This window comes from Roseibium aestuarii (assembly GCF_008477545.1).
Classification (GTDB): domain Bacteria; phylum Pseudomonadota; class Alphaproteobacteria; order Rhizobiales; family Stappiaceae; genus Roseibium; species Roseibium aestuarii.
The window spans coordinates 1,377,048-1,401,387 of the sequence record NZ_VORA01000001.1; the positions used below are offsets into that span (position 1 = coordinate 1,377,048).

Sequence of the window (24,340 nt, forward strand, 5' to 3'; positions counted from 1 at the left end):
AAGACCATGGCGATTGAACGCACGTTTTCGATGATCAAGCCGGACGCAACCAAGCGCAACCTGACCGGCGCCATCACCAAGAAGCTCGAAGACGCCGGCCTGCGCGTCGTCGCTTCCAAGCGCGTGTGGATGTCCCAGCGCCAGGCTGAAGCCTTCTACGCTGTCCACAAGGACCGCCCCTTCTTCGGTGAACTGACCGAGTTCATGTCCTCCGCTCCGACCATCGTTCAGGTCCTGGAAGGCGAAAACGCCATTGCCAAGAACCGTGAAGTCATGGGCGCCACCAACCCGGCCAACGCTGACGAAGGCACCATCCGCAAGGAATTCGCCCTGTCCATCGGCGAAAACTCCGTGCACGGCTCCGACGCTCCGGAAACCGCAGCAGAAGAAATCGCCTTCTGGTTCGCCGGTCACGAAATCGTCGGCTAATCCAGCCTGACGGTTCGACCGGACGCCTGATCGCGTTCACTTGAAAAGGGCCTGCCCGGCAACGGGTGGGCCCTTTTTGCGTGTCCAGCTGCATGACGTGTGTGTCGGCCGGTCGCGGACCCCACGCCTGACATGGCTCCGTTACATCTCGCGACGGCTCAAGGACAGCATTTGCCCGCGCAAGGCTCCATCTTCACTACGGAGCGCAAGACCGGCCGGATAGCCCGCCGGAGACGCCTCTGACCGGACAAGGAGCCTTCTCATGCGCATGCCGACCCTCATTCTCATCGCCGGCCTTGTTGCCCCCTTCGCCGCCGTTTCTGCTGCCCAGGCCGCGCCCGGCGCGCATTTCATCGAGAACTGGGATCTCGACGGCGACGGCGCCGTCACCGTCGACGAGGCCCGCGACCGCCGGTCCGATGTCTTCGCCTCCTTTGACACCAATGACGACGGGTTTCTCGATGCCGAGGAATACGTGACCTTTGACGAGGCGCGTGCCAATGATCAGGCCGAGAACGGTCAGGGCATGGGCGAGGGCCGCCGCAACCCGGCCAATGGCCTGCGTCTGGAGGTCAATGATCTGGACGGCGACGGCCGTGTGTCCCGCGGCGAGTTTCTGGATGCCGCCGCCGGCTGGATTGCCCGGATCGACCGCAATGGCGACGGGGTCGTGCGTGCCGACGACTTCGGCCGGCCCTGAAGTAGCGCTGGGCAGGCGGCACGGAGAGCGGGGAGGGAGCGCGCCCCCTCCTTGACAGCGGAGGGTTTCCGACCGACTTTCCGCTCACTTTCCTCCACGAGCCCGATCATGAACAAGCCCCTGCCGTCGACCGCCTTTTCTGCCTGCCCTCACGACTGTCCCTCGACCTGCGCCCTCGATGTGCATCTGGACGAGGAGGGCCGGGTCAAGCGCCTGAACGGGGCAAAGGACAACGGCTACACCGCCGGCGTGATCTGCGCCAAGGTCGCCCGCTATGCGGACCGGCTCTATCATCCGGACCGGCTGAAGACGCCCCTGCGCCGCATCGGCCCCAAGGGCTCCGGCCAGTTCGAGCCCATCTCCTGGGATGCGGCACTCGACCTGATCGCCGAGAAGTTCCTGGCAGCGGAGGCCGAATTCGGCGCCGAGAGCGTCTGGCCCTATTACTACGCCGGGACCATGGGTCTGGTGCAGCGCGACAGCATCTGGCGCCTGACCCATGCCAAGGGCTACTCCCGCATGTTCGGCAGCTTCTGCACCAACATGGCCTGGACCGGCTATGTGGCCGGAACCGGTCTTCTGGCCGGCCCCGATCCGCGCGAGATGGCGGTTTCCGACCAGATCGTGATCTGGGGCACCAATCCGGTGGCCACCCAGGTCAACGTGATGACCCACGTCACCGCCGCCCGCAAGAACCGTGGCGCAAGGCTGATCGTGGTCGACGTCTACCGCACCCAGACCATGAAGCAGGCCGACATCGGCCTGGTGATCCGGCCGGGCACCGACGCGGCCCTTGCCTGCGGCATCATGCATGTGCTCTTCCGCGATGGCTTTGCCGACCGGGACTATCTCGCCGCCTATACCGACTGCCCGGATGAGCTGGAAGAACACCTCAAGACCCGGACCCCGGAATGGGCCGCGGCGATCACCGGGCTCGATGTCGAGCAGATCGTCGAGGCGGCCAATGCCATCGGCACGGTCAAGAAGACCTATTTCCGCCTCGGCTACGGCTTCACCCGCTCGCGCAATGGCGCGGTCTCCATGCATGCGGCCGCAAGCATCGGCGCGGTCACCGGCTGCTGGAAATACGAGGGCGGCGGGGTCTTCCACAACAACGGTGCCATCTACAAGCTCGACAAGTCGATGATCGAGGCGCCCGAGCTGCTGGATCATCCGACCCGTCAGCTCGACCAGTCCCTCGTCGGCCGCATCCTCACCGGCGATGAGGCCGCCCTTCTCGGCGGCGGGCCGGTCAAGGCGATGATCATCCAGAACACCAATCCGGTCTCGGTCGCCCCCGAGCAGGAGCTGGTGCGCAAGGGCTTCGCCCGCGAGGATCTCTTCACCGTGGTCCACGAGCAGTTCCTCACCGACACGGCCCGGATGGCCGATATCGTGCTGCCCGCCACCCAGTTCCTGGAGCATGACGACATCTACAAGGGCGGCGGCCATCAGTATCTTCTCTTCGGCCCGAAGGTCGTCGAGCCGGAGGAGGGGCCGAAGGAGAACCTCTTCGTACTCAACGAGATCGCAAAGCGCGTTCATGCAAAGGATCATCCCGGCTTCCACATGAGCGCCCGCGAGCACGTGGACTGGATGATGCGTGCCTCGGGCTACGGCACCCTGGAGGACTTCGAGGCCGCGCGCTGGATCGACCTGCAGCCGGACTTCGAGACTGCCCATTATCTCAAGGGCTTCGGACATGCCGACGGCAAGTTCCACTTCAAGCCCGACTGGGGCCGCTCGGCAGCGCCCAACAAGCCGACCGACGGGCGCGTCTTCGGTCCCTGGACCACCATGCCCGAGCTGCCCGACCAGTGGGACGCGATCGAGGCCGCCGACGAGCGTCATCCGTTCCGTCTGGTGACCGCGCCGGCCCATTCCTTCCTGAACTCGACCTTCAACGAGAACGAGACTGGCCGGAAGAAGGAACGCCGCCCGGAGGCGTGGCTGCGGGCGGCCGATGCGCAAGCCCTGGGCATTGCCGATGGCGATCTGGTGAAGATGGGCAATCACCGCGGTGTGGTGACCCTCCATGCCCGTTTCTACGAGGACGTGACCCCGGGCACGGTGATCTCCGAAGGCATCTGGCCGAACGACAGTTTCGTCGGCGGAAAGGGCATCAACACACTCACCGGCGCCGACCCCGTCGCCCCCTACGGCGGCGCCGCCTTCCACGACACGGCGGTCTGGATCCGCAAGGCGTGAAGGGCCGATGACGGACCCGCGTGCGCCCGAGATGCAATGGGACCTCTGGCGCAAGGCCCAGTCCGCCGAGGCCCTGATGGCCCTCGTGGTGCGGGCGCAGTTGAGGGTGCTCCCCTTGCTCTCCGGCCAGGGGCCGGCGGCAGAGGCAGATCCCGCGGCGCGGAGCCGCAATGCCCTCCAGACCCTCGCCCGGGACTGGCAGCGCGTGACGATTCCTCAGGACTTTCGCGATCAGGATGATCTCTACAGCCGCGCCCGGGCGCTCATCGCGGCCGCCCGCCTCGGGCAGGACGAGGACGATTGCGCCACCTATCAGGACATGTGCGCCCTGCGCTCGGGCATGTCGCCCTCAGAGCTTTTGACCATGCCCCTCTGGCCGGAGGGCGCGCCTGCCTGGGCCGTCCGGTTCTGGCTGCAGATCCGCGACCAACTGCAGGAAGATGCATCCTCCGCCGAACCCGGCGATGCGGCGCTCGTGCAATGGTACGACGACATGCTCCGCCGCCCCCGTTGACCCCGACCACGTGAAGGCGCGAGCCAAAAGCGTGCGGCACATAGGGCTTGCGGCCAGGGAGGGCAATCCTGTCCCCTGTGCCGAGGATACGGTCCTCGGCCCCCGTGTCTTTCGCTTTCACCTCTCCTCCATGCCATGGCATCCATGCCGTTCCCTTGCCTCCTCGCGGGGCCGTGCTGGGTCAAGGCGTCACCGCATCGATGCTCGGGTCAAGCCCGAGCAAGACGGAGGAGAAGGGAGGGATATCGCAAGAGAGCTTGCGAGGGAGCGGCCCTGAGGTGGCATTGGCGAGCGGATCCGGGTCCCGGAGGCAGCCACCTGTTACCTCTCCCGAGACCGGGAGAGGTCGGCGCGCAGCGCCGGGTGAGGGGTGTGCCTTCTCACCTCGGAGTTAGCAGCAGAGCCACGAGATGATGGCGAGGATCGGCTTCGGTGGAGACGCAGGCCGCAGGTCGTGGTCGGTCGGTGCTGAAGCGAGAGCCCTGTTCATGCACAAGACACAAAAAAGGCCGGAGGGCGTATCGCTGCCTCCGGCCTTTTGCCTGTCAGGAACGGGTCTCGCGCCTCAGGGCACGATGAGGGCGCCGGGTTCGGGGGCGTCGCCGCTGAAGCTGTCCGTGCCGCTGACGACCCGGCGGTCGCGCAGCTTGGCCTTGCCGGAGGCCACGAGCGCAAGGGCGCGGGGGTAGATCTGGTGCTCGACGCCGAGCACCCGCGCGCCCAGGGTCTCGGGCGTGTCGTCATCGAGGACCGGAACGGCCCCTTGCGCGATGATCGGTCCGTCGTCCATCTCGGCCGAGACGAAATGCACGGTCGCGCCATGCAGCTTGACGCCGGCTTCCAGCGCCCGCTCGTGGGTCGCCAGTCCCTTGAAGGAGGGCAGCAGCGCCGGGTGGATGTTGATCATCCGGTCCCTCCAGGCATTGACCAGGAAGGGGGTCAGCAGGCGCATGAAGCCGGCCAGCGCCACGATCTCGATCCGTTCTGCCTTGAGGATGGCGTCCACGGCCCGCTCAAAACCTTCCCGGTCCCCCTTGTAGTCCCGGTGGTCGACCACGGCGGTGGCAATGCCGAACTCCGCGGCGCGGGCCAGCCCGCCCGCATCCGGCCTGTTGGAGAGCACGAGGGCGATTTCCGCCGGGTAGGCCGGATCCATCGCCGCCGCGATCAAGGACTGCATGTTGGAGCCGCGTCCGGAGATGAGCACGGCAACGCGCTTGCGCTCGATCTTGCGGACCGGCCCAGTGTCGCTGCCAGTGCCAGTGCCAGTCTCGGAGCCAGCGCCGGTTCCCGTGCCGCTCATGCGGTCAGGCCCAGGGAGCCGGTGAAGTGGACGGCTTCGCCCGTGCCGGTGCCTTCCGGAGCGATCGTGCCGATGCGGAACACGGTCTCGCCTTCACGGGTCAGCACATCGGTCACGGCCTGCGCCTGATCGGCCGCCACCACGATCACCATGCCGACGCCGCAGTTGAAGGTGCGCAGCATTTCCTTTTCCGCCACGCCGCCGGCCTTCGCCAGCCACTTGAAGACCGCCGGCGCATCGATGGCGCTCAGATCGATCTCGGCTACCGTGCCCTCGGGCAGCACGCGCGGCAGGTTTTCCGGCAGGCCGCCACCGGTGATGTGCGCCAGCGCCTTGACCCCGGAGGTTTCCTTGAGTGCGGCCAGCAGCGGCTTCACATAGATGCGGGTCGGCGTCATCAGGGCTTCGCCCAGCGACTTGCCGTCGGCAAACGGCGCCGCATCGTCCCAGGTCAGGCCGGAGACGGCGACGATCTTGCGCACCAGGGAGAAGCCATTGGAGTGAACGCCGGAGGAGGCGAGGCCCAGCAGCACGTCGCCGGTCGCCACATCCTTGCGCGGCAGGATCTGGTCGCGCTCGACGGCGCCGACCGAGAAACCGGCGAGGTCATAGTCGTCCTTGGCATACATGCCGGGCATCTCGGCGGTTTCGCCGCCGATCAGGGCGCAGCCGGAGATCTTGCAGCCATCGGCAATGCCTGCGACCACATCCGTTGCGGTGGCAACGTCAAGGGCGCCACAGGCGAAATAATCCAGGAAGAAGAGGGGTTCGGCACCCTGGACCACCAGGTCGTTGACGCACATGGCCACCAGATCGATGCCGACGGTGCGGTGCTGGGCGGTGTCGATGGCGATCTTCAGCTTGGTGCCGACGCCGTCATTGGCGGCCACCAGGATCGGGTCCTTGAAGCCCGCGCCCTTGAGATCGAACAGGCCGCCGAAGCCTCCGATGTCGCTGTCGGCGCCTGCCCGGGCGGTGGCCTTGACCAGCGGCTTGATGCGCTTGACCAGTTCGTTGCCCGCGTCGATGTCGACGCCAGACTGGGCGTAGGTCAGACCGTTCTGGCCGGTGGACGAGGTATCGCTCATGGGGGACTCCGCTTCCAGGGGGATGAATGCGTCTCTAGGCCACGCGCTTACAGGGTGAAGCGCCGGAAAACAAGGGCCTATGCCGGGCAGCGACCGCTTCTTCGAGACGGTCTTGGCTGCGCGCACCCGACGGGGCAGTCCTGCACCGTGCAGGAGTGGCTCGGCAGGGACCCAAATGCGGGTCCTCCGCCATTCTCCCGGAGGGGCCAGATCGGCGGCTGAGGGGCAGTGGAGGGACGCCTTGGCCGGAAACCGGTCACCTCGGTCTCTTGATGTGTCTCTTGACCTGAGCCGCTGGTCATCCCTAAGTGCGAAGGCCGGACGCGGGATCGCCGTCCGGCCGCTCAGACTGCAACCCTCCGCGCGAAAAGGTGTCCCATGTCCCTGCGTCGTCACGTCCAGTTCTGGCTGCTGGCTACCGCGCTTCTGGTGCTCTTCCTCACCGTTTTCTCCGACGTGCTGCTGCCCTTTGTGGCCGGCATGGCGGTTGCCTATCTGCTCGATCCGGTGGCCGACCGGTTCGAGGCCTGGGGCATGAGCCGCATCTGGGCCACCCTGACGATCCTCTTTGTCTTCATCCTGATGGTGCTGCTCTTCCTGCTGGTGGTGGGTCCGGTGCTTGGCTCCCAGGTCTCGGGCTTCCTGGAAAAGGCTCCGGGGCTGGTGGACCAGCTGCAGCAGCTTCTGCGCACCAATTTCGGCGAGCGGCTCGCCCGTCTCGGCCTGTTCCGCATGGAAGACCTCCAGTCCTCCTTCGGCAACCTGCTGGGGCAGGGGGCGAGCTGGGTTACCGGTATCCTGAAGTCGGTGTGGAACGGCGGTCAGGCGCTTCTGTCCGTTGTCTCCCTTCTGGTGGTGACCCCGGTTGTCGCCTTCTACCTGCTGCTCGACTGGGACCACATGGTCGCCCATATCGATAGCTGGCTCCCCCGCGATCATCAGGAGACCATCCGCCAGCTGGCCCGGGAAATGGACGCCGCGGTGTCGGGCTTCGTGCGCGGACAGGTCTCCGTCTGCCTGCTGCTCGGCGCCTTCTATGCCATCGGCTTGATGCTCGCCGGTCTCAACTTCGGCCTGCTGATCGGCATGGGGGCAGGGCTCGTCAGCTTCATTCCCTTCGTCGGCGCCAGCCTCGGCTTCCTGGTCTCCCTCGGGGTCGCCCTGGTGCAATTCTGGCCGGACTGGAGCATGATACTCGTCGTGGCGGCCATCTTCGGCGCCGGACAGTTTCTGGAAGGCAACGTGCTGCAGCCCAAGCTGGTGGGCGAAAGCACCGGCCTGCACCCGGTCACGCTCATGTTCGCGCTCTTCGCCTTCGGCTACCTGTTTGGATTTGTGGGGATGTTGATCGCCGTTCCGGTCGCGGCCATGCTTGGGGTGCTTGCGCGTTTTGCCCTGAGGCAGTACCTAGCGAGCCCACTGTACACAGGGACCGGCCGCACCGCAGCGGCCCAAGAAGAAACAGGCGCATGACATGATGGCGGACACTCCTCGCCAGCTGCCATTGGACCTGCCACACGATGAGGCGCTCGGTCGAGACGACTATCTTGTCGGCAGCTCCAACATGGCGGCCTTCGAACTGCTCGACCGCTGGCCGGACTGGCCGTCTTCGGTCGTGATCCTTGCCGGGCCGGTCGGTGCGGGCAAGACCCATCTCGTGGAGGTCTTCCGGGCCGAGAGCGGGGCTGCCGTCATCGATGCCCAGGATCTGACGAGCGAGCTCGTGGGCGATCTGGCTCTGGCCCCGGCCGTGGTTCTCGAGGATGCCCATCGCGGCGTCGACGAGACCGCGCTCTTCCATCTGCTTAACGCGGCGCGGCAGGCAGGCATCAACGTCCTGATCACCAGCCGCACCTGGCCGAGTGCCTGGAACCTGCGCCTGCCGGATCTCATGTCGCGCCTGCGCGCAGCGACCCCGGTCGAGATCCTGGAGCCGGACGACGGTCTGCTTCAGCATGTGCTGGTCAAGCTCTTCGCCGATCGTCAGCTCCATGTGGATCTGGCCGTGGTCGACTATCTGGTGGTGCGCATGGAGCGGTCTCTGGGCGTGGCCTGCCGGGCTGTCGAGGCCATCGACCGGGAAGCGCTGGCGGGCCGGGTCAAGATCTCCAAGCCCCTCGTGGGCCGCGTTCTCGACCGGCTGGAGGCCGAGCCCCTCGTCTGAGCCTGTCCCGCTGCGAGACGTGAGGGCCTGTGCCTGCTGACAAGTGGCCACTTATGCGGCACTAGTGGGGCGGGCAAGGTCCGAGATTCGTGTCCCTGCGGCACCAGGCCGGAGGGGCGGCGGGCCTGCGGCGGTTACAGCGTGGGAGCGTAGAGGGATGACGGACGAGATCGATCTGAGGGATGCGGTGCAGGCCTCTGCGGGAGCCCCGAGCTCGCTGGCGGGAGATCCGGCCGTTGCCGACCCGGACCTGGCCTCGTCCCCCAGCCGCTTCATGAACCGGGAGCTCAGCTGGCTCCAGTTCAACCACCGGGTGCTCGAAGAGGCGATGAACCGCAACCATCCGCTGCTGGAGCGGCTGCGGTTCCTGTCCATCTCCGCCAACAATCTCGACGAATTCTTCATGGTCCGCGTGGCGGGCCTGCGCGGTCAGCAGCGGGCGGAAGTGATCAGCCGCTCCGCCGATGGCCTCACCCCGTCCGAACAGCTTGTCCGCATCTCCGAGGCCGTGCGGGGGCTCCAGGCGTCGCAGCAGACCATCTGGCGCGGCCTGCGCACGGAGATTGCCGAAACCGGTATCCAGACGCTGGCCGTGGCAGAACTTGGGCCTGCGGACCGCAGCTGGCTCGAGGATCACTTCCTCACCTACATCTTCCCGATCCTCACGCCGCTCGCCATCGATCCGGCCCATCCGTTCCCCTTCATTCCGAACCTCGGCTTTTCGATCGTCTTCGAGCTGGCCCCGGTAAAGGGCGGCCGCGGCATGATCGCGCTCCTGCGCATCCCCTCCCAGGTGGACCGCTTCGTGCGCCTGCCCAATGGCGAGGACGGCGGCATCCGCTTCATCGCCATCGAACGCGTCGTCGGCCTCTACATCGGGAGGCTGTTCCCGGGCTACGAGATCATCGGCAAGGGCGCGTTCCGCATCATCCGCGACAGTGACATCGAGATCGAGGAAGAGGCGGAGGATCTCGTCCGGCTCTATGAGAGCGCCCTGAAGCGCCGCCGCCGGGGATCGGTGATCCGTCTGGAAATCCAGGACACCACGCCGCCGGCCCTGCGCGCCTTCGTGGCCGAGGCGCTGCATGTGGGCGAGGACGAGATCTTCCTGGCCGACGGGTTGCTTGCCCTTAACAACCTCTCCCAGATCGTCGACCTGGACCGCAACGACCTGAAGTTCGAGCCCTATACGGCCCGTTTCCCCGAGCGCATCCGCGAGCATGGCGGCGACTGCTTTGCCGCCATCAGCCAGAAGGACATCATCGTTCATCACCCTTATGAATCCTTCGACGTGGTGGTGCAGTACCTGCGCCAGGCCGCTCAGGATCCGGATGTGGTGGCGATCAAGCAGACGCTCTATCGCACGTCGAACAACTCGCCCATCGTCAAGGCGCTGGTGGAAGCCGCCGAATCCGGCAAGTCGGTGACGGCGCTGGTGGAGCTGAAGGCCCGTTTCGACGAGGAGGCCAACATCAAGTGGGCCCGCGACCTGGAGCGCGCCGGCGTTCAGGTGGTCTTCGGCTTCATCGAGCTGAAGACCCACGCGAAGATCTCCATGGTGGTGCGCCGCGAGCACGGCAGCCTGCGCACCTATTGCCACATCGGCACGGGCAACTATCACCCGATCACCGCGCGGATTTACGAGGATCTGTCCTTCTTCACCGATGATCCGGACGTGGCCCAGGACGCGGCCCGGGTGTTCAACTACATCACCGGCTATGCGGAGCCGGGCGAGCTCAACCATCTGGCGGTCTCGCCGCTGAGCCTGCGGCGGCGTATCCTCGAGCTCACGCAAGCGGAGATCGACCATGTCCAGGCCGGACGTCCCGGCCAGATCTGGATGAAGATGAACTCCCTCGTCGACGCCCAGGTCATCGATGCGCTCTACCGGGCAAGCCAGGCGGGTGTGCAGGTGGACCTGATCATCCGCGGCATCTGCTGCCTGCGCCCGGGCATTCCGGGCCTCTCCGACAACATCCGGGTGAAGTCCATCGTCGGACGGTTTCTGGAACATTCACGAATTTATTGCTTCGGTAATGGGCACGGGTTGCCCTCGCCGCAGGCCCACGTGTACATCGGCTCTGCGGACATGATGCCTCGTAACATCGACCGCCGGGTGGAGGTGCTTGTTCCTCTGCGGACGGCGACCGTGCATGAACAGGTTCTCGACCAGATCATGGTGGCGAACCTCAGGGACAATCAGCAGAGCTGGCGGATCCTGCCGGACGGCTCGCACGAACGGGTGATCCCGGGGGACAACGAGGAACCTTTCAACGCCCACCGCTATTTCATGACAAACCCCTCCCTGTCGGGCCGGGGCAAGTCGCTGAAGAGCGATCGGCCGAAATCCTTCCTCAAGCGGGCTGCCGAAGGCGCACCGCCGAAAGAGTGACATGACTGCAAACCGCTATCCCGCTCGCGGCCGTCTGAACGGCACCGGCCCGATCGCCGTCATCGACATCGGCTCCAATTCCGTGCGTCTGGTGGTCTATGAGCGCCATGCCCGTACGCCCACCATGCTCTTCAACGAGAAGACGCTTGCGGGCCTCGGACGCGGCATCGCGGTGACCGGCTGCATGGCCGAGGACAGCGTTCAGAGCGCGCTTGGCGCCATCACCCGCTTCAAGGCGGTCAGCGCCCATATCGGCGTGCGCGAGACCCATGTGATTGCTACCGCTGCTGCCCGCGACGCCGCCAACGGCCCCGCATTCGTTGCGGCCGTGGAAGAGATCCTCGGCGTTCCCGTGCGCATCCTGAACGGTGGCGAGGAAGCCTTTTACTCCGCCCTCGGCGTCATCGCCGGCTTCTGGGATCCCCACGGCATCGTCGGCGATCTGGGGGGCGGCAGCCTCGAGCTGGTGCCCGTCGACAAGGGCACATCCGGCCCTGGAGAAACCTTCGCGCTCGGCGGCCTGCGTCTGGCGGAAGCCTCGGAAGGCAAGATTGCCCGGGCGCAGACCCTGGCGGAAGAGGCGCTGGCGACCTATCAGTGGCCGGATCTCGGGCCGGGCGAGCGCATCTTCTATGCGGTCGGCGGCACTTGGCGTTCGCTGGCGCGCCTCTACATGGAGCGCGTCGCCTATCCCCTGCACGTGATGCATAATTTCGAGATCCCGGCGGCCGATGCCATCGCTTTCTGCCGCGAGGTCTCGGTCAAGGACCTCTCTGGCGTGGCCGGATCGGAGGTCGTGTCGAAGCAGCGCCGGTCCCTCGTGCCCTTCGGGGCCGTGGTGCTGGAAAAGGTGCTCACCGCCATGCAGGCGGACAAGCTGATCATTTCGGCCACCGGTGTGCGTGAAGGCCTGCTCTACGACATGCTGCCCGCCCGCATGAAGCTGCAGGATCCGGTGATCGAGGCCGCGCGGGAATTCGCGCTGCTGCGCGCCCGCTCGCCCGAACATGCCGAGGAGCTGGTGGCCTGGTCCGACCGGATCTTCGGCGCACTGGCCATCGAGGAAGTGGGGCAGGAGAAGCCCCTGCGCCACGCCGCCTGCCTGCTCTCCGACATCGGCTGGCGCGCCCATCCCGACTATCGCGGCGAGCAGAGCCTCAACATCATTTCCAACGCGGCCTTCGTCGGGCTCGACCACGCGGGCCGCGCCTTCCTGGCGGCTTCGGTCTTCTATCGCCATCAGGGGCTGGGGGACGCGGGCCTGTCGCCGGTGATCCGTCAGCTCTTCGACGGGCGCCTGAAGGAGCGCTCCCGGATGGTGGGCGCCATGCTGCGGGTGGCCTCGCTGCTGACCGCCTCCATGCCCGGCATCCTGCCGCGCACGGGCATCAAGGCGGAAGAGGGGCTCGTGACCCTGACCCTGCCGAAGGATCTGGCCGAATTCGACGGCGAGCGCCTGCGCAAGCGCTTCACCCAGTTTGCCAAGCTGGTGGACTGCCGGGGCGAGATCGTCGTCAGCGACAGCTGACGTCACGCGCGCCCCTTATCCGGCAAGTCACAGGGCGTAGAGCCTACCCCGGCTTGCATTGCGGATCCGGTCGACGCGCTGCCCGTCGAGATGGAAGTCATAGTGGTCGCCCTACACTAGGATCGGCAGCAGGTCCGGCCAGAAGACGCCGATGCAGCATCCGCCTTCGTGACGCACGCTCGGATAGACGATGCCGTTCGATTCAGCCTCCCGCAGCGCCCGTCCGATCGTCTGTCCGTCGCTCGTGTCGTCCGGGTCAAGCAGGTCATCGCGCCCCGTCGCGTCATGCAGTTCCAGATCCACCGCCCCGATCGGTGGAAACGTGGACGAAGCTGGCCATGAGCAGGCTAGCGCCCGGGCCGGAAACCCGACGCTCCGGCGGCAGCTGTCCTTGCACCAGAACGAAAACCAGCGGGGACGCCCGAAAACAAAAAACGGCGCGGAGGACCGCGCCGTTTGAGGGTTCTGCGAAGGAGAGGGCCGCTTACTCGGCGGCTTCGCGCTCGGCAGCAGGCTCGATGGCGACGATCTGCCGGTCGCGGAAGGCAAGGGCCACTTCGCCGCGCTTCAGCTTGAGCGCGGTCTCGCCGAAGAGCTCGCGGCGCCAGCCCTGCAGGGCCGCCACATCCGCGTGGTCATCGGCGGCGATCTTTTCCAGATCATCGACCGTAGCGATCACCTTGGAGGCAACCCCGTGGTTCTCGCTGACGAGCTTGAGCAGCACCTTCAAGAGATCAACGGCGGCGGCGGATCCGTCCGGAGACTGACGGCCCTTTGGTACCTTCGGAAGCTTGTCGCGCGGGGTGGAGAGGGCGGCACGCACGGCCTTGAGGATTTCCTCGGCCGGCTTGGAGCGCTCGAAGCCCTTGGGGATGGTGCGCAGGCGGGCAAGCGATTCCGGATCGGCCGGCTGCTGGGCGGCGATCTCGTAGATCGCATCATCCTTCAGCACCCGCGAGCGCGGCACGTTGCGCCCCTGCGCCTCGCGCTCGCGCCAGGCGGCGACTTCCATCATTACCGCCAGCTCGATCGGCTTGCGCACGCGCAGCTTCAGGCGCTGCCAGGCATGGGCGGGCTCGGTGCGATAGGTGCTTTCCGACAGCAGCACCTTCATCTCGTCCTCGACCCAGTGGCTGCGCTTCTGCTCGGCCAGATTGGCCTTCAAGAAGGCATAGCAGTCGCGCAGATGGGTGACATCGGCCACCGCATATTCGAGCTGCTTCCTGGTCAGGGGACGCCGGGCCCAGTCGGTGAAGCGCGAGGACTTGTCGAGCTGGGCGCCCGTCACCTTGTAGACCAGCTGGTCATAGGAGATCGAATCGCCGAAGCCGCAGACCATGGCGGCCACCTGGCTGTCGAAGAGCGGGGTCGGGATCAGACCGCCCAGATGATAGATGATCTCGATGTCCTGGCGGGCCGCATGGAACACCTTGGTCACGTCCTCCTTCGCCATCAGGGCAAAGAAGGGCGCAAGATCAAGGCCTTCGGCGAGCGCATCGATCACGTAGGCCTGACCTGGACCGGCCAGCTGGATCACGCAGAGCTGCGGCCAGAAGGTGCTCTCCCGCAGAAACTCCGTATCGACGGTCACATAATCGTTCGAGCCGAGGGTCTCGCAGGCGGCGGCGAGTTCGGATGTAGTCGTAATCACATTCATGGTGACCAAGTGCTATATCGCAGTCCTGCCTCTTTGTCGCCACGAAATCGCGCGAACCGGCCCGGGAGCTGCAGCGGGTTGCATCCATGCCGCAGGTCGGCAGCCGGAGGACAGGGAAAGCACGGGGCAGGGGCGCGGCAGACCCCGCTGCCGTTTACGCGCCCGCGCTTTTGCGATATGCCGGCGCAAAACGGGTCGCAAACCGCCCTGCGCCTTGACTTCTGACCGGTGACGTGGCTTCTCCACCCATCGAGATCTGGCGTGCGCGCCGACCCCATCTGTCGAATCCCGTCCACCATGGCCGTCGAACTGCCGGACGGGGCTGTCCGAATTAGAAAACTGTCGAGGAATACATGCATCGCTACCGTAGTCACACATGCGGCGACCTGCGCGAAACCCATGTTGGCGAAACCGTTCGCCTGTCCGGCTGGGTCCATCGTGTCCGTGACCACGGCGGTCTGCTGTTCATCGATCTGCGCGACCACTATGGCATCACCCAGTGCGTGATCGACCCGGATTCGGCCGCTTTCAAGCTGGCTGAAACCGTGCGCTCCGAGTGGTGCATCCGCATCGATGGCGAAGTGAAGAAGCGCACCGACGCCACCATCAACGCCGACATCGCCACCGGCGCGGTCGAGATCTTCATCCGCGACATGGAAATCCTGGGCGCGGCCAAGGAACTCCCGCTGCCCGTCTTCGGCGATCAGGACTATCCGGAAGAAATCCGCCTGAAGTACCGCTACCTCGACCTGCGTCGGGAGAAGCTGCACAACAACATCATGCTTCGCTCCAAGGTCGTCGCCGACCTGCGGAGCCGCATGTGGGACATCGGCTTCACCGAGTTCCAGACGCCGATCATCACCGCTTCCTCGCCGGAAGGCGCGCGCGACTTCCTGGTGCCGTCCCGTCTGCACCCGGGCAAGTTCTACGCGCTGCCCCAGGCGCCGCAGCAGTTCAAGCAGCTGATCATGGTCTCCGGTTTCGACCGCTACTTCCAGATCGCGCCCTGCTTCCGCGATGAAGACCCGCGTGCCGACCGCTCGCCCACCGACTTCTACCAGCTCGACCTGGAGATGTCCTATGTGGAGCAGCAGGACATCTTCGACACGGTCGAACCGGTTCTGGCCGGCTGCTTTGAAAAGTTCGGCGGTGGCCGTCCGGTCAACCGCAACTGGCCTCAGATCGCCTATCGCGACGCCATGCTGTGGTACGGCTCCGACAAGCCGGACCTGCGCAACCCGATCAAGATGCAGGTCGTCTCCGAGCATTTCGCCGGCTCCGGCTTCGCGATCTTCGCCAAGCTGCTTGAGCAGGACGGCAACGAGGTCCGCGCCATTCCGGCCCCGACCGGCGGCAGCCGCAAGTTCTGCGACCGCATGAACAAGTTCGCCCAGGACGAAGGTCTGCCGGGCATGGGCTACATCTTCTGGCGCAAGGCCGACGACGGCTCCATGGAAGCCGCCGGTCCGCTGGCCAAGAACATCGGTCCGGAGCGCACGGAAGCCATCCGCGTGCAGCTGGGTCTGGATGTGGGCGACGCCGCCTTCTTCCTCGGTGGCAAGCCGAAGTCCTTCGAGAAGATCGCCGGCAAGGCTCGCAACATCATCGGTGAAGAGCTCGGCCTGACCGATCTCAACCGCTTCGAATTCGCCTGGATCGTCGACTTCCCGATCTACGAGCAGGATCCGGACACGGGCAAGATCGACTTCGAGCACAACCCCTTCTCCATGCCCCAGGGCGGCCTGGATGCGCTGAACGGCGATCCGCTTGAGGTCAAGGGCTTCCAGTACGATCTGGCCTGTAACGGCCACGAGCTGGTCTCCGGCGCGATCCGCAATCACAAGCCGGAAATCATGTACCGGGCCTTCGAGATCGCCGGCTATCCGAACTCGGAAGTCGACAAGCGCTTCGGCGGCATGGTCAACGCCTTCCAGTATGGCGCGCCTCCCCACGGTGGCTGCGCGGCCGGCATCGACCGCATCGTCATGCTTCTCGCCAACGAGGCGAACATCCGCGAGGTCATCATGTTCCCGATGAACCAGAAGGCGGAAGACCTGATGATGGGCGCGCCGAGCGAGCCGACCACGGAGCAGCTGCGCGAACTGCATCTGCGCCTGAACCTGCCGAGCGCCTGATCGGTGCGGTGGCACACGCATCGGATCCCCTCGGGATGTGATTGAAACTCTGGAACAGGGGCGCTGGATCGGTTCGGTGCCCCTTCCGTCTTTGAAGGGGCCGGAGTGCCCGAAGCGGCGCCCCTCTGCCTTGAGCCGCGAGTGCCGGCGGCTCACCCATCCCGGAACTCCCGGCCTTGCCGGATGATGACGATCATTCACCTGTTGCCACCTGAAAAGCCGACCGAAACGGATCATGTCGAAAAAGACCAAGACCGCTGAAAAGCTCGCGCCCGAGACGACGATCCCCCTGATCCGCCGTCTGCTGCTGGAGAATGCCCGCAGCTACCTGCGCCAATATGCGGTCGCCTTCGTCTTCATGGGGGCGGTGGCCGCCTCCACGGCCGCCAGCGCCTGGATCATGAAGGACGTCATCAACGAGGTCTTCATCAACCAGGACAAGGGCATGATCGTCGCGATCGCGCTCTTCGTCATGGCGATCTTCACGGTCAAGGGCGCCTCGACCTATGGCCAGCAGGTGGTTCTCAGCCGGGTCGGCAATGCCATCGTCGCCGATTGCCAGCGCCGGCTCTTTGCCCGCCTGCTCGAGCAGGACATGGCCTATTACAGCCGCACGCCGCTGGGGGAACTGACCACCCGCATCCAGCACAACACGTCGGCCGCCCGCGCCGTCATCGATCTGGTGGTCGTCAGCCTCGGGCGTGACGTGCTCACCATTATCGGTCTGGTCGCGGTCATGATCGCGCAGGATCCGCTGCTCTCGCTCTTCGCGCTGGTCATCATGCCGCCGGCGGTCATCGGCGTGTCGCTGCTGGTGCGCCGGGTGCGCAAGCACGCCAAGTCCCAATTTGTCTCCACCACGCGCATTCTGTCCGTGCTTCAGGAGACTGCCCTCGGCATTCGCATCGTCAAGGCCTTCGGGGTCGAGGACCGGCTTCAGGCCGCCATGAATGCCGCCGTCGGCGACGTGGAGCGGCAGGCCAACAAGATCGCCTCCCTGACCGCGCGTACCTCGCCGCTGATGGAAACCCTCGGCGGCTTTGCCGTGGCGCTGGTCATTCTCTACGGCGGCTATTCCGTGGTCGAGATGGGCCAGGAGCCCGGTGCCTTCTTCTCCTTCATCACCTCGCTGCTGCTGGCCTATGATCCGGCCAAGCGCCTGGCGCGCCTGCAGGTCAACCTGACCAACTCGCTGGTCGGCGTCCGACTGATGTATGACCTGATCGACGAGGAGCCCGAGCTCAAGGATGCCGCCGACGCCCGTCCGCTGGGGGTCACCGCCGGTGAGGTCCGTTTCGAGGATGTGAGCTTCTCCTATGGCGAGGGCTCCGCGCTCAACGGGCTCACCTTCGTGGCGGAAGCCGGGCGCACCACCGCGCTGGTCGGTGCCTCGGGAGCGGGCAAGTCCACGGTCTTTGCCCTCATCGAGCGCTTCTACGATCCCGCTTCGGGGCGCATTGCCATCGACGGTCAGGCGCTTTCCGGTGTCTCGCTGGCAAGCCTGCGCCGGTCGATCGCCTATGTCTCGCAGGATACGTTCCTGTTCGATCTGAGCGTGCGCGACAATATCCGCCTCGGCCGCCCGGAGGCGAGCGACGAGGAGGTGATGCAGGCTGCCCGCGACGCCAACGCTCATGACTTCATCACTGCAATGCCCAAGGGCTACGACTCGTCCGTGGGCGAGGGCGGCGACCAGCTTTCCGGCGGTCAGCGTCAGCGCATCGCGATCGCCCGGGCCATGCTGCGCAACGCGCCGATCCTGCTGCTCGACGAGGCGACCTCCGCCCTTGATGCGGAATCCGAGGCCAAGGTTCAGGCAGCGCTTGAGCGCCTCATGCAGGGCCGGACGACGCTGGTGATCGCCCATCGCCTGTCCACCGTCATGCATGCGGACAAGATCGTGGTCATGGATCGCGGCCGCTGCGTGGAAGAGGGCACCCATGTGGCGCTCAATGCCCGGGACGGCATCTATCGCCGCCTCTGCGACCTGCAATTCCGCGCCGGCCAGCGCGAGGCAGCTCCCGCCGGTGCCGATCCGGTCGAGCCCGGCCAGCCCTGAAGGTCATGACACCTGCGAGACAAAAAAACGGCCGGAGAGTTCCGGCCGTTTTCGTTTGTGCGGTCCTGACGGGCTGTCAGTTCGCGGGGTTGGCTTCGACCTTCAGTCCCAGGAGGCCGGGCAGGCTGTTGGGGGCCATCATTCCGGCGCCCATCAGAACGCCGATCACCGGCGGGGTGGCCGGCGTGGCCGTCGCCCGCAGGCTGCCCGGAGTGGCGAGGAAGGCAGTCAGCGCCTCCTGCGCCTGGCGTCGCAGCTCCGTGTCCTGGATCTGGACCAGCGCCATGGGCAGGACGATGCCGAGCTGCTTTTCCAGATCCTGACGGCTGACGCCCTGGCCCTGTGCCTGCAGCTCGATCACGCGTTCGTAGAGCCCGTGGTTGACCAGATCGAGCGTGATGGAATTGACCGTCACCGACTGGAGCAGCTCCTGCTGGAGCTTCTGCTGCTCTTCCCGGGAGGGTTTGAGCGCGGACACCGCCTGCAGCTTGTCCATAAGCGGCTTGGTGACCCCGCCGGCGGTCAGGCTCAGGTCGAGGCTCGCCATGTCGCGGGCGTCCACATGCAGGCTCTCGATGGTCAGGGTGCTGGTTTCCGGTGCCCAGCCGACAGCGGCCTTCAGGCCGAGGTTGACCTCCGAATAGCCGAGCGCCCGGATCTGGGCACGTCCCTTCGGATCAAAGGCGTCCAGCGGCAGGTTGAGGTCGCTGACCTCGAGACTGCCCTTGTGGGCGACACCCTCGCGCAGATCGTCGAGGCGGACGCCCAAATGGCCGACAGTCACATGGCGCCCGTCCTTGTTGTCGATGCGGATCGTGTCGACATCGACCTCCCGGTACATGGACTTGCCTTCGAGGCCGCGTTCGGCGCGCACGTCCTCGACGGAGGGCAGGGTCACGTCGCGGGCCTCGGCGGTCGCTGCCGTGACGGTCGTGTCCTGCTTGTCGGTGATCCGGATGCCCTGAAGCGCGAGTGTCTCGATGGTCAGCCGACCATCCGCCTCTATCGTCGCGCCCTTCAGGGTGTTGGTGTCGATGCTCAGACGCGTGCCGTCATCCCCGTTGTTGACGAAGAGCAGATCGCTCAGCGTCACCACATCGCCCGAAGCCTCCACCTTGCCCACGGTGACGGTTTCGTTCTGGCCGCTCTCCAGCAGGGTCAGATAAGTGTCGGCGATCTCGTTGCCGGTCGGCTCGAAGGCGGCAGCCGGGGTGACGAGGGCAGCTCCCGACAGGAGTGCGGCACTCAGTGCCAGGCGGGTGAAGGGGCGCAGGCCCGGGCCGGATGCGGATCGGAAGGGGGGCAGATGCATGAAAGGCTCCGTCTGGGCGGAAGGCCGGCCTCGGCCGGTCCGCAGGGCAATGACATGATTAAAACGCCGCCATGATGCCATGACGGTGTGCGGAAGGACAACGCCGGACATGCCGCTTGCGTGCCATGGGCCGGGTCTCTCCGCTCGCAGACGGCGACAGGCCATTGGCGCAGGGAGAGGATCCGTCCCCTGAGGTAAGGGATTGATCCGGGGTTTCAACCGGTGCGGTCTTGCCGGGGCGGCGGGTCAGTCCGGCTTTTCGGCAAACTCGGCGATGGCCGCGGCAATGTCGGCCCAGGTGGGCAGGCTGTTCTCGTTGCCCAGATGCTGGATGGCGTGGCTGGAGGCCCCGCGGGCCTGGGTGAAGTGATGCAGCCAGGAATGGGCCGGATCATGCAGGTAGGAGGCGATATAGGCGCCGTGGAAGATGTCGCCGGCGCCGTTGCTGTCGACCACCCGGTCGCGCGGCACGTCAAGGGCCGGCATGATCTCGTGATGCCGGCTGCCATCATACCAGACCATCCCGTGTTCGCCGAGGGTGACGGCGCCCACCGGGCAGCCGCGCGAGCGCAGATAGTCCAGTGTTTCGCCCGGCGTGCGGCCGAGTTGCTCGCAGAAGCGCTCGGACACCACGGCCACGTCGATATGGGCCAGGAGCTCGTCGGTGTTGTCGCGCACCGCGCCCCCGTCGAGGGAGGTCAGGATCCCGTGCTCCCGGCACGCCTTGGCGTAGTGGAGCGCCGCATCGGGCATGTGTCCGTCCAGATGCAGAGCCTTGAGCCCGGTCAGGGTCAGGGGCGGGAAGGGATGCAGGAACTCGTTGTCCCGGCAACGAACGATGGCGCGCTTGCCGTCCTTGGGCATGATGAAGGAGAGGGAGCTTTCCTTCACCTTGCGGCCGTGGACCGAGATGCCGTATTGCGCCGCCATGTCGAGGAACATGCGCGCCAGCCAGTCATCGGCCTGGGAGCAGAGCAGCTCCGGCTTGCCGCCGAGCTTGGCGCAGGCAAAGGCCGCCGTCACCGCATTGCCTCCGAAGGACACCGCATAGTCCCGGGCGATGGTCTTCTCGTCGCCCGTGGGCAGCCGGTCGGTGAGGAAGGTGATGTCGATATAGGCTTGGCCGATGAAGAGGGCTTGCATGGCGGCGGAAACTCCGTGGGGCCGGCATTCTCGGAAAGGATGTCCCGTTTTGTCGAACAGGTTGCATCAGCATAGACAGGCTGATGCGTGGCGCAAATGACAAGTATCAAAGCCTCTGTTCAGCGCTTGTTTACGCCTTTGCCCCATGATTTTGCAGCACTTGTTTACCGTAGGCCTTCGATTGTGTCCCGCCGCTACCTGTTCTTCGTGAAGGCTGTGATTGTCGCGCTGTTTCTGGCGACGGCACCGCTGTTCGTGATCAACTGGATCCTCAATTATCACGCGGAAAGTCACGCCTACGTGGAAATGGAGCGCATGGGCGAGCGCTATGTCCAGCGCGCCGAGGAGATGATCAGCCAGACCGTGACCGCCCTGCAGCGGCTCGATCGGGATGATGTCCAGACTTGCGACGGCGCGGACCGGGTGCTCTTCCAGAAGGTGGTCTCCAGCGAAGGCGCAATTGATTCCGTCGGTCTGGTGGATCATGAAGGCAAGCGCATGTGCATTGTTCCCGACCGGGAGCTGACCGGCAAGGCAATCCTGCCCGTGCTGCGCCAGGACGGTCCGCTGGTCGGCATCGGCATGCTGGAGCGCGAATATCTTGGCGCGCGGGCCGCCGTGGTCAGCTGGGACCTTCGCAACGGCTACCGTCTCTTTGCCGAGATCAATCCGGCGGCCATCGCCATCGATCCGGGTCCGGATTTCATCCGCTCCTACCGCCGTGTCGAGCTGCGCCTCGGGGCGGATCTGCTTTGGTATACGTCGGGTGGCTATACGTCCCAGGGCAATGACCCGGAAAACGTGATGGTCGCCACCATTAACTCCACCCGGTATCCCCTCTCGGCCATGATCATCGCGCCCCGCTCGGCCGCGCTGACCATGATCCAGGACCTGAAGGTGCTTGCCGCAGCCGGCTGCGGCGCGCTGGTGCTGATCTTCGTGGCCATCGGCGTCTGGTTCTCCTGGCGCCCGGAAAGCGAGGCGCACGACGACTTCTCCGCCGCCATCCGCAACGGCGAGTTCATTCCCTACTACCAGCCTGTGATGGACATCGAGACCGGCAAGCTGCGCGGCTGCGAGGTGCTCATGCGCTGGCGCCGGCCCAATGGCACCATGGTGTCGCCCGGCCAGTTCATGGCCTATGCGGAAAGTACCGGCCATATCTTCGACATGACCCGCTCCATCATGGTGCAGACCACCCAGGAGGTCGGTCAGCTCTACGAGGAAAACCCGGACTTCAAGCTGTCGGTCAATCTCTTTGCCGGACACTTCCGCAACCGCGAGGTGATTCAGGATCTGAAGGACATCTACGAGAATTCGAAGATCTCCTTCCAGCAGATCGTCGTCGAGGTCACTGAGCGCTATCCGCTGGACGATCTGGATCTGGCGCGAAAGATGATTGCCGAGATGCAGGCCATGGGCCTGCGCGTCGCCCTCGACGACGTGGGCACGGGTCATGGCGGCATGGCCTATCTGCAGAAGCTGGGCATCGATATCATCAAGATCGACAAGATGTTCATCGACAGCATCGGCGACGATGACAGCTCAACCACCATCGTGGACAGCATGGTCGAGCTGGCCGACAACCTCGGCATGGGCATCATCGCCGAGGGGGTCGAGACGGAGGACCAGATCGACCGTTTGCGCGAGTTGGGGGTGACGGCGGCGCAGGGGTATTTCTTCGCCCGGCCAATGCCTGCGTCGGAATACATCGCCTTCGCCGCGAAGGTCGAGGAGGATCTCGCCGCAGCCGCCCGGCGCGCCCGGGCCGAGGCCGAGGCCGCCGCCGCCGCGGAAGCCGCCGCCTGATCCGCATGCCCTTCGAAATCTTCCCCCGGGTGACCTGATCCCGCAGTCGGGCAGGGCGTTTTTCTGCCCACCCTGGCATGTTCTGACTATTGTCTGTACCGGCTGGACGGTATAAAAGCGGGCAGATTTTTCGCACCGGATCTGAAGCCTTGAGCTCTACCCCCCACCTTGCCGACACGTCCGAGACCGATGCTGCGCCCCGCCGCCGTGGCCGCAAGCCGGACGCGTCCGGCCGCTCGCGCGAAGCCATTCTCGAAGCCGCGCTCCAACTCGTTTGCGAGAAGGGGGCAGGGGCGTTGACCATCGAGTCTGTCGCTGAACGCGCCGGCTTCTCCAAGGGCGGCGTTCTCTACAACTTTCCCAACAAGGAACTGCTGGTGAAGGGAATGGTAGAGCGCGAAGTTGAAGGCTTCGCCTCCCAGGTCGAGACCGAGCGCCAGCGCCAGCTCGATCTTGGTTCGGGCTGCCCGACACTGGCCGCGCTTGTCGAGGCCGGCGAGCTCTGGATCCGGGGAAACGATGCGGGGCCGCGCGGCATTCTCCTCACCCATGTGAGTGCGCCGGACCTGTGTGAACCCTTTCTCGCGCACAAGGAAAAGCTGCGCGACGAGATGCGTCGCGAGACGCGCAACCTGCCCCGCGCCATGCTCGTGTGGAGCGCCCTCGAAGGCGTTCTCATGAGTTATGCCCACGGGGTGATGCGCTTCTCCGACACCGAACTGACTGCTTTTTTTGACGAACTGCGTTCCCTCCTCCGCGGTTCGTTCCTGAATGAAGGACTGTAGACGATGTTTCTGTCTCCCCGGTTTTCCGGTGCCCGCCTGCTGAAGAGCGCAGGTCTCGTTCTGGCTCTCGGCCTCGGACTTGCTGCCTGTCAGGACGAGGCGACCGACCCGATTGCCGAAGCCGAGGCCAAGCTGATTGCCCAGCCGCGCCCGGCCCGGATCTTCACGGTCTCCGAAGACACGGCCACCCTCTCGCGCCGCTTTACCGGCCGCGTCCAGCCGGTGAAGACCGTCGATCTGGCCTTCCAGGTCGGCGGCAAGCTGCAGGAACTGCCGGTTCTCGAGAGTGCGGAAGTGAAGAAGGGCGACCTTCTGGCGGCCCTCGACCCCACCGACTATGAGCGTGCCGTGCGCGAGGCCCAGCTGCGGGTCGATCAGGCCAAGCGTGATCTTGACCGTCAGGAAACCCTGCGCGCCCGCTCCGTCGTCTCCCAGTCGACCTATGACGACCAGAAGAACCAGTATGATCTGGCGGTCGAAGCCCTGAAGACGGCCGAGCAGAACCTGGCCTACACCCGTCTCTTCTCGCCCTTCGAAGGGGTTGTGACCCGCCGGCTGGTGGACAACTTCACCTTTGTGACGGCCGGGGCGGCCGTGCTGCGCCTGCAGGATGTCTCCGAGGTGCAGATCGACATCAACGTGCCGGAAGCCCTCTTCGCGCGGGTCAAGGGCGAGGATGTCAGCAATCTCCACGCCGAGTTCCAGGCCTTCCCGGGCCAGTCCTTCCCGCTGGTCTACCGCGAGCATTCCTCGGAAGTCGATGACGTGACCCAGACCTACCGGATCACCCTGGCCATGCCGCAGAACCCCGACTACCGGATCCAGCCGGGCATGTCCGCCACCGTTGTGGCCAATCTGAACGAGAACCCGGGTGCCCGCGAGGCTCTGCTCGTGCCCACGTCTGCCGTCGCGGTGGACGGGGCCGGTGAAGCCTATGTCTGGGCCTTTGACGAGGCAGCGGGAACCGTCTCGCGCGCGCCCGTGAAGATCGGTGTGGTCAATGGCGACTATATCCCGGTCCATGAGGGCCTGTCCGTGGGCGACCAGATCGTCTCGGCCGGCGTCTCCTATCTCACCGACGGCCAGGCCGTCCGGCCGCTGCGCTGATTGCGCG

19 protein-coding genes are annotated in these 24,340 nt (G+C 65.5%); 13 read left to right on the forward strand and 6 right to left on the reverse strand.

From position 1 onward, the window contains the following. The first annotated feature begins 6 nt into the window (after window positions 1-6). The 4 genes from ndk to FR728_RS05905 all read left to right on the forward strand — a co-directional run bounded on the left by ndk (window position 7) and on the right by FR728_RS05905 (window position 3,851). Window positions 7-429, forward strand: a complete 423-nt coding sequence (gene ndk, locus FR728_RS05890) for a nucleoside-diphosphate kinase (protein ID WP_149891661.1) — start codon at window positions 7-9, stop codon at window positions 427-429. Between the two features lie 262 nt (window positions 430-691). Beyond that, window positions 692-1,129 carry an EF-hand domain-containing protein gene (locus FR728_RS05895; protein WP_208998670.1) on the forward strand — a complete coding sequence of 146 codons (438 nt, stop codon included), beginning with the start codon at window positions 692-694 and terminating at the stop codon, window positions 1,127-1,129. A 108-nt stretch (window positions 1,130-1,237) separates the two neighbouring features. After that, complete coding sequence (locus tag FR728_RS05900; protein WP_149891662.1) at window positions 1,238-3,337, forward strand: molybdopterin-containing oxidoreductase family protein; 2,100 nt, start codon at window positions 1,238-1,240, stop codon at window positions 3,335-3,337. A 7-nt stretch (window positions 3,338-3,344) separates the two neighbouring features. Continuing rightward, a complete protein-coding gene (locus FR728_RS05905) occupies window positions 3,345-3,851 on the forward strand; it encodes a hypothetical protein (RefSeq protein WP_149891663.1) in 507 nt (168 codons plus the stop codon). Between the two features lie 565 nt (window positions 3,852-4,416). Here FR728_RS05905 and purN read toward each other — a convergent pair. Then, complete coding sequence (gene purN, locus FR728_RS05910) at window positions 4,417-5,079, reverse strand: phosphoribosylglycinamide formyltransferase (protein WP_280115334.1); 663 nt, start codon at window positions 5,077-5,079, stop codon at window positions 4,417-4,419. A 71-nt stretch (window positions 5,080-5,150) separates the two neighbouring features. Next, window positions 5,151-6,242, reverse strand: a complete 1,092-nt coding sequence (gene purM / locus FR728_RS05915) for a phosphoribosylformylglycinamidine cyclo-ligase (RefSeq protein WP_149891665.1) — start codon at window positions 6,240-6,242, stop codon at window positions 5,151-5,153. 378 nt (window positions 6,243-6,620) lie between these two features. Here purM and FR728_RS19525 point away from each other — a divergent pair, with 378 nt between their 5' ends. From FR728_RS19525 to FR728_RS05935, 4 genes are all read left to right on the forward strand, one after another. Continuing rightward, a complete protein-coding gene (locus FR728_RS19525; RefSeq protein ID WP_149891666.1) occupies window positions 6,621-7,715 on the forward strand; it encodes an AI-2E family transporter in 1,095 nt (364 codons plus the stop codon). Between the two features lie 4 nt (window positions 7,716-7,719). Beyond that, entirely contained in the window at window positions 7,720-8,406 is a 687-nt protein-coding gene (locus tag FR728_RS19530) for a P-loop NTPase family protein (protein ID WP_149891667.1), read from the forward strand. A 157-nt stretch (window positions 8,407-8,563) separates the two neighbouring features. Further along, complete coding sequence (locus FR728_RS05930) at window positions 8,564-10,798, forward strand: RNA degradosome polyphosphate kinase (protein ID WP_149891668.1); 2,235 nt, start codon at window positions 8,564-8,566, stop codon at window positions 10,796-10,798. Window position 10,799: 1 nt separating this feature from the next. Then, entirely contained in the window at window positions 10,800-12,326 is a 1,527-nt protein-coding gene (locus FR728_RS05935) for a Ppx/GppA family phosphatase (protein ID WP_149891669.1), read from the forward strand. A gap of 111 nt (window positions 12,327-12,437) precedes the next feature. Here the strand turns inward: FR728_RS05935 and FR728_RS19785 are convergent, their stop codons facing one another. Continuing rightward, complete coding sequence (locus FR728_RS19785; RefSeq protein WP_188318803.1) at window positions 12,438-12,629, reverse strand: RES family NAD+ phosphorylase; 192 nt, start codon at window positions 12,627-12,629, stop codon at window positions 12,438-12,440. Window positions 12,630-12,810: 181 nt separating this feature from the next. Then, on the reverse strand, window positions 12,811-13,983 hold the full coding sequence (gene rnd / locus FR728_RS05945; RefSeq protein WP_149891671.1) for a ribonuclease D: 1,173 nt from the start codon (window positions 13,981-13,983) through the stop codon (window positions 12,811-12,813). 353 nt (window positions 13,984-14,336) lie between these two features. On the opposite strand from rnd, the gene aspS reads away from it, so the two are divergent. Further along, a complete protein-coding gene (gene aspS, locus FR728_RS05950) occupies window positions 14,337-16,118 on the forward strand; it encodes an aspartate--tRNA ligase (RefSeq protein WP_149891672.1) in 1,782 nt (593 codons plus the stop codon). A 235-nt stretch (window positions 16,119-16,353) separates the two neighbouring features. Continuing rightward, window positions 16,354-18,177, forward strand: a complete 1,824-nt coding sequence (locus FR728_RS05955; RefSeq protein WP_149891673.1) for an ABC transporter ATP-binding protein — start codon at window positions 16,354-16,356, stop codon at window positions 18,175-18,177. 76 nt (window positions 18,178-18,253) lie between these two features. On the opposite strand, the gene FR728_RS05960 is transcribed toward FR728_RS05955, so the two are convergent. Then, window positions 18,254-19,489 (reverse strand): hypothetical protein, encoded by a 1,236-nt coding sequence (locus FR728_RS05960; RefSeq protein ID WP_149891674.1) that lies wholly within the window; start codon window positions 19,487-19,489, stop codon window positions 18,254-18,256. A 246-nt stretch (window positions 19,490-19,735) separates the two neighbouring features. Next, window positions 19,736-20,632, reverse strand: a complete 897-nt coding sequence (locus tag FR728_RS05965) for a sugar kinase (protein WP_149891675.1) — start codon at window positions 20,630-20,632, stop codon at window positions 19,736-19,738. Window positions 20,633-20,815: 183 nt separating this feature from the next. Here FR728_RS05965 and FR728_RS05970 point away from each other — a divergent pair, with 183 nt between their 5' ends. From FR728_RS05970 to FR728_RS05980, 3 genes are all read left to right on the forward strand, one after another. Then, window positions 20,816-22,441, forward strand: coding sequence for an EAL domain-containing protein (locus FR728_RS05970; protein WP_208998671.1), 1,626 nt, complete (start codon window positions 20,816-20,818; stop codon window positions 22,439-22,441). A 149-nt stretch (window positions 22,442-22,590) separates the two neighbouring features. Continuing rightward, entirely contained in the window at window positions 22,591-23,226 is a 636-nt protein-coding gene (locus FR728_RS05975; RefSeq protein WP_188318804.1) for a TetR/AcrR family transcriptional regulator, read from the forward strand. A 3-nt stretch (window positions 23,227-23,229) separates the two neighbouring features. Next, window positions 23,230-24,333, forward strand: coding sequence for an efflux RND transporter periplasmic adaptor subunit (locus FR728_RS05980; RefSeq protein ID WP_149891678.1), 1,104 nt, complete (start codon window positions 23,230-23,232; stop codon window positions 24,331-24,333). Window positions 24,334-24,340: the final 7 nt, after the last annotated feature.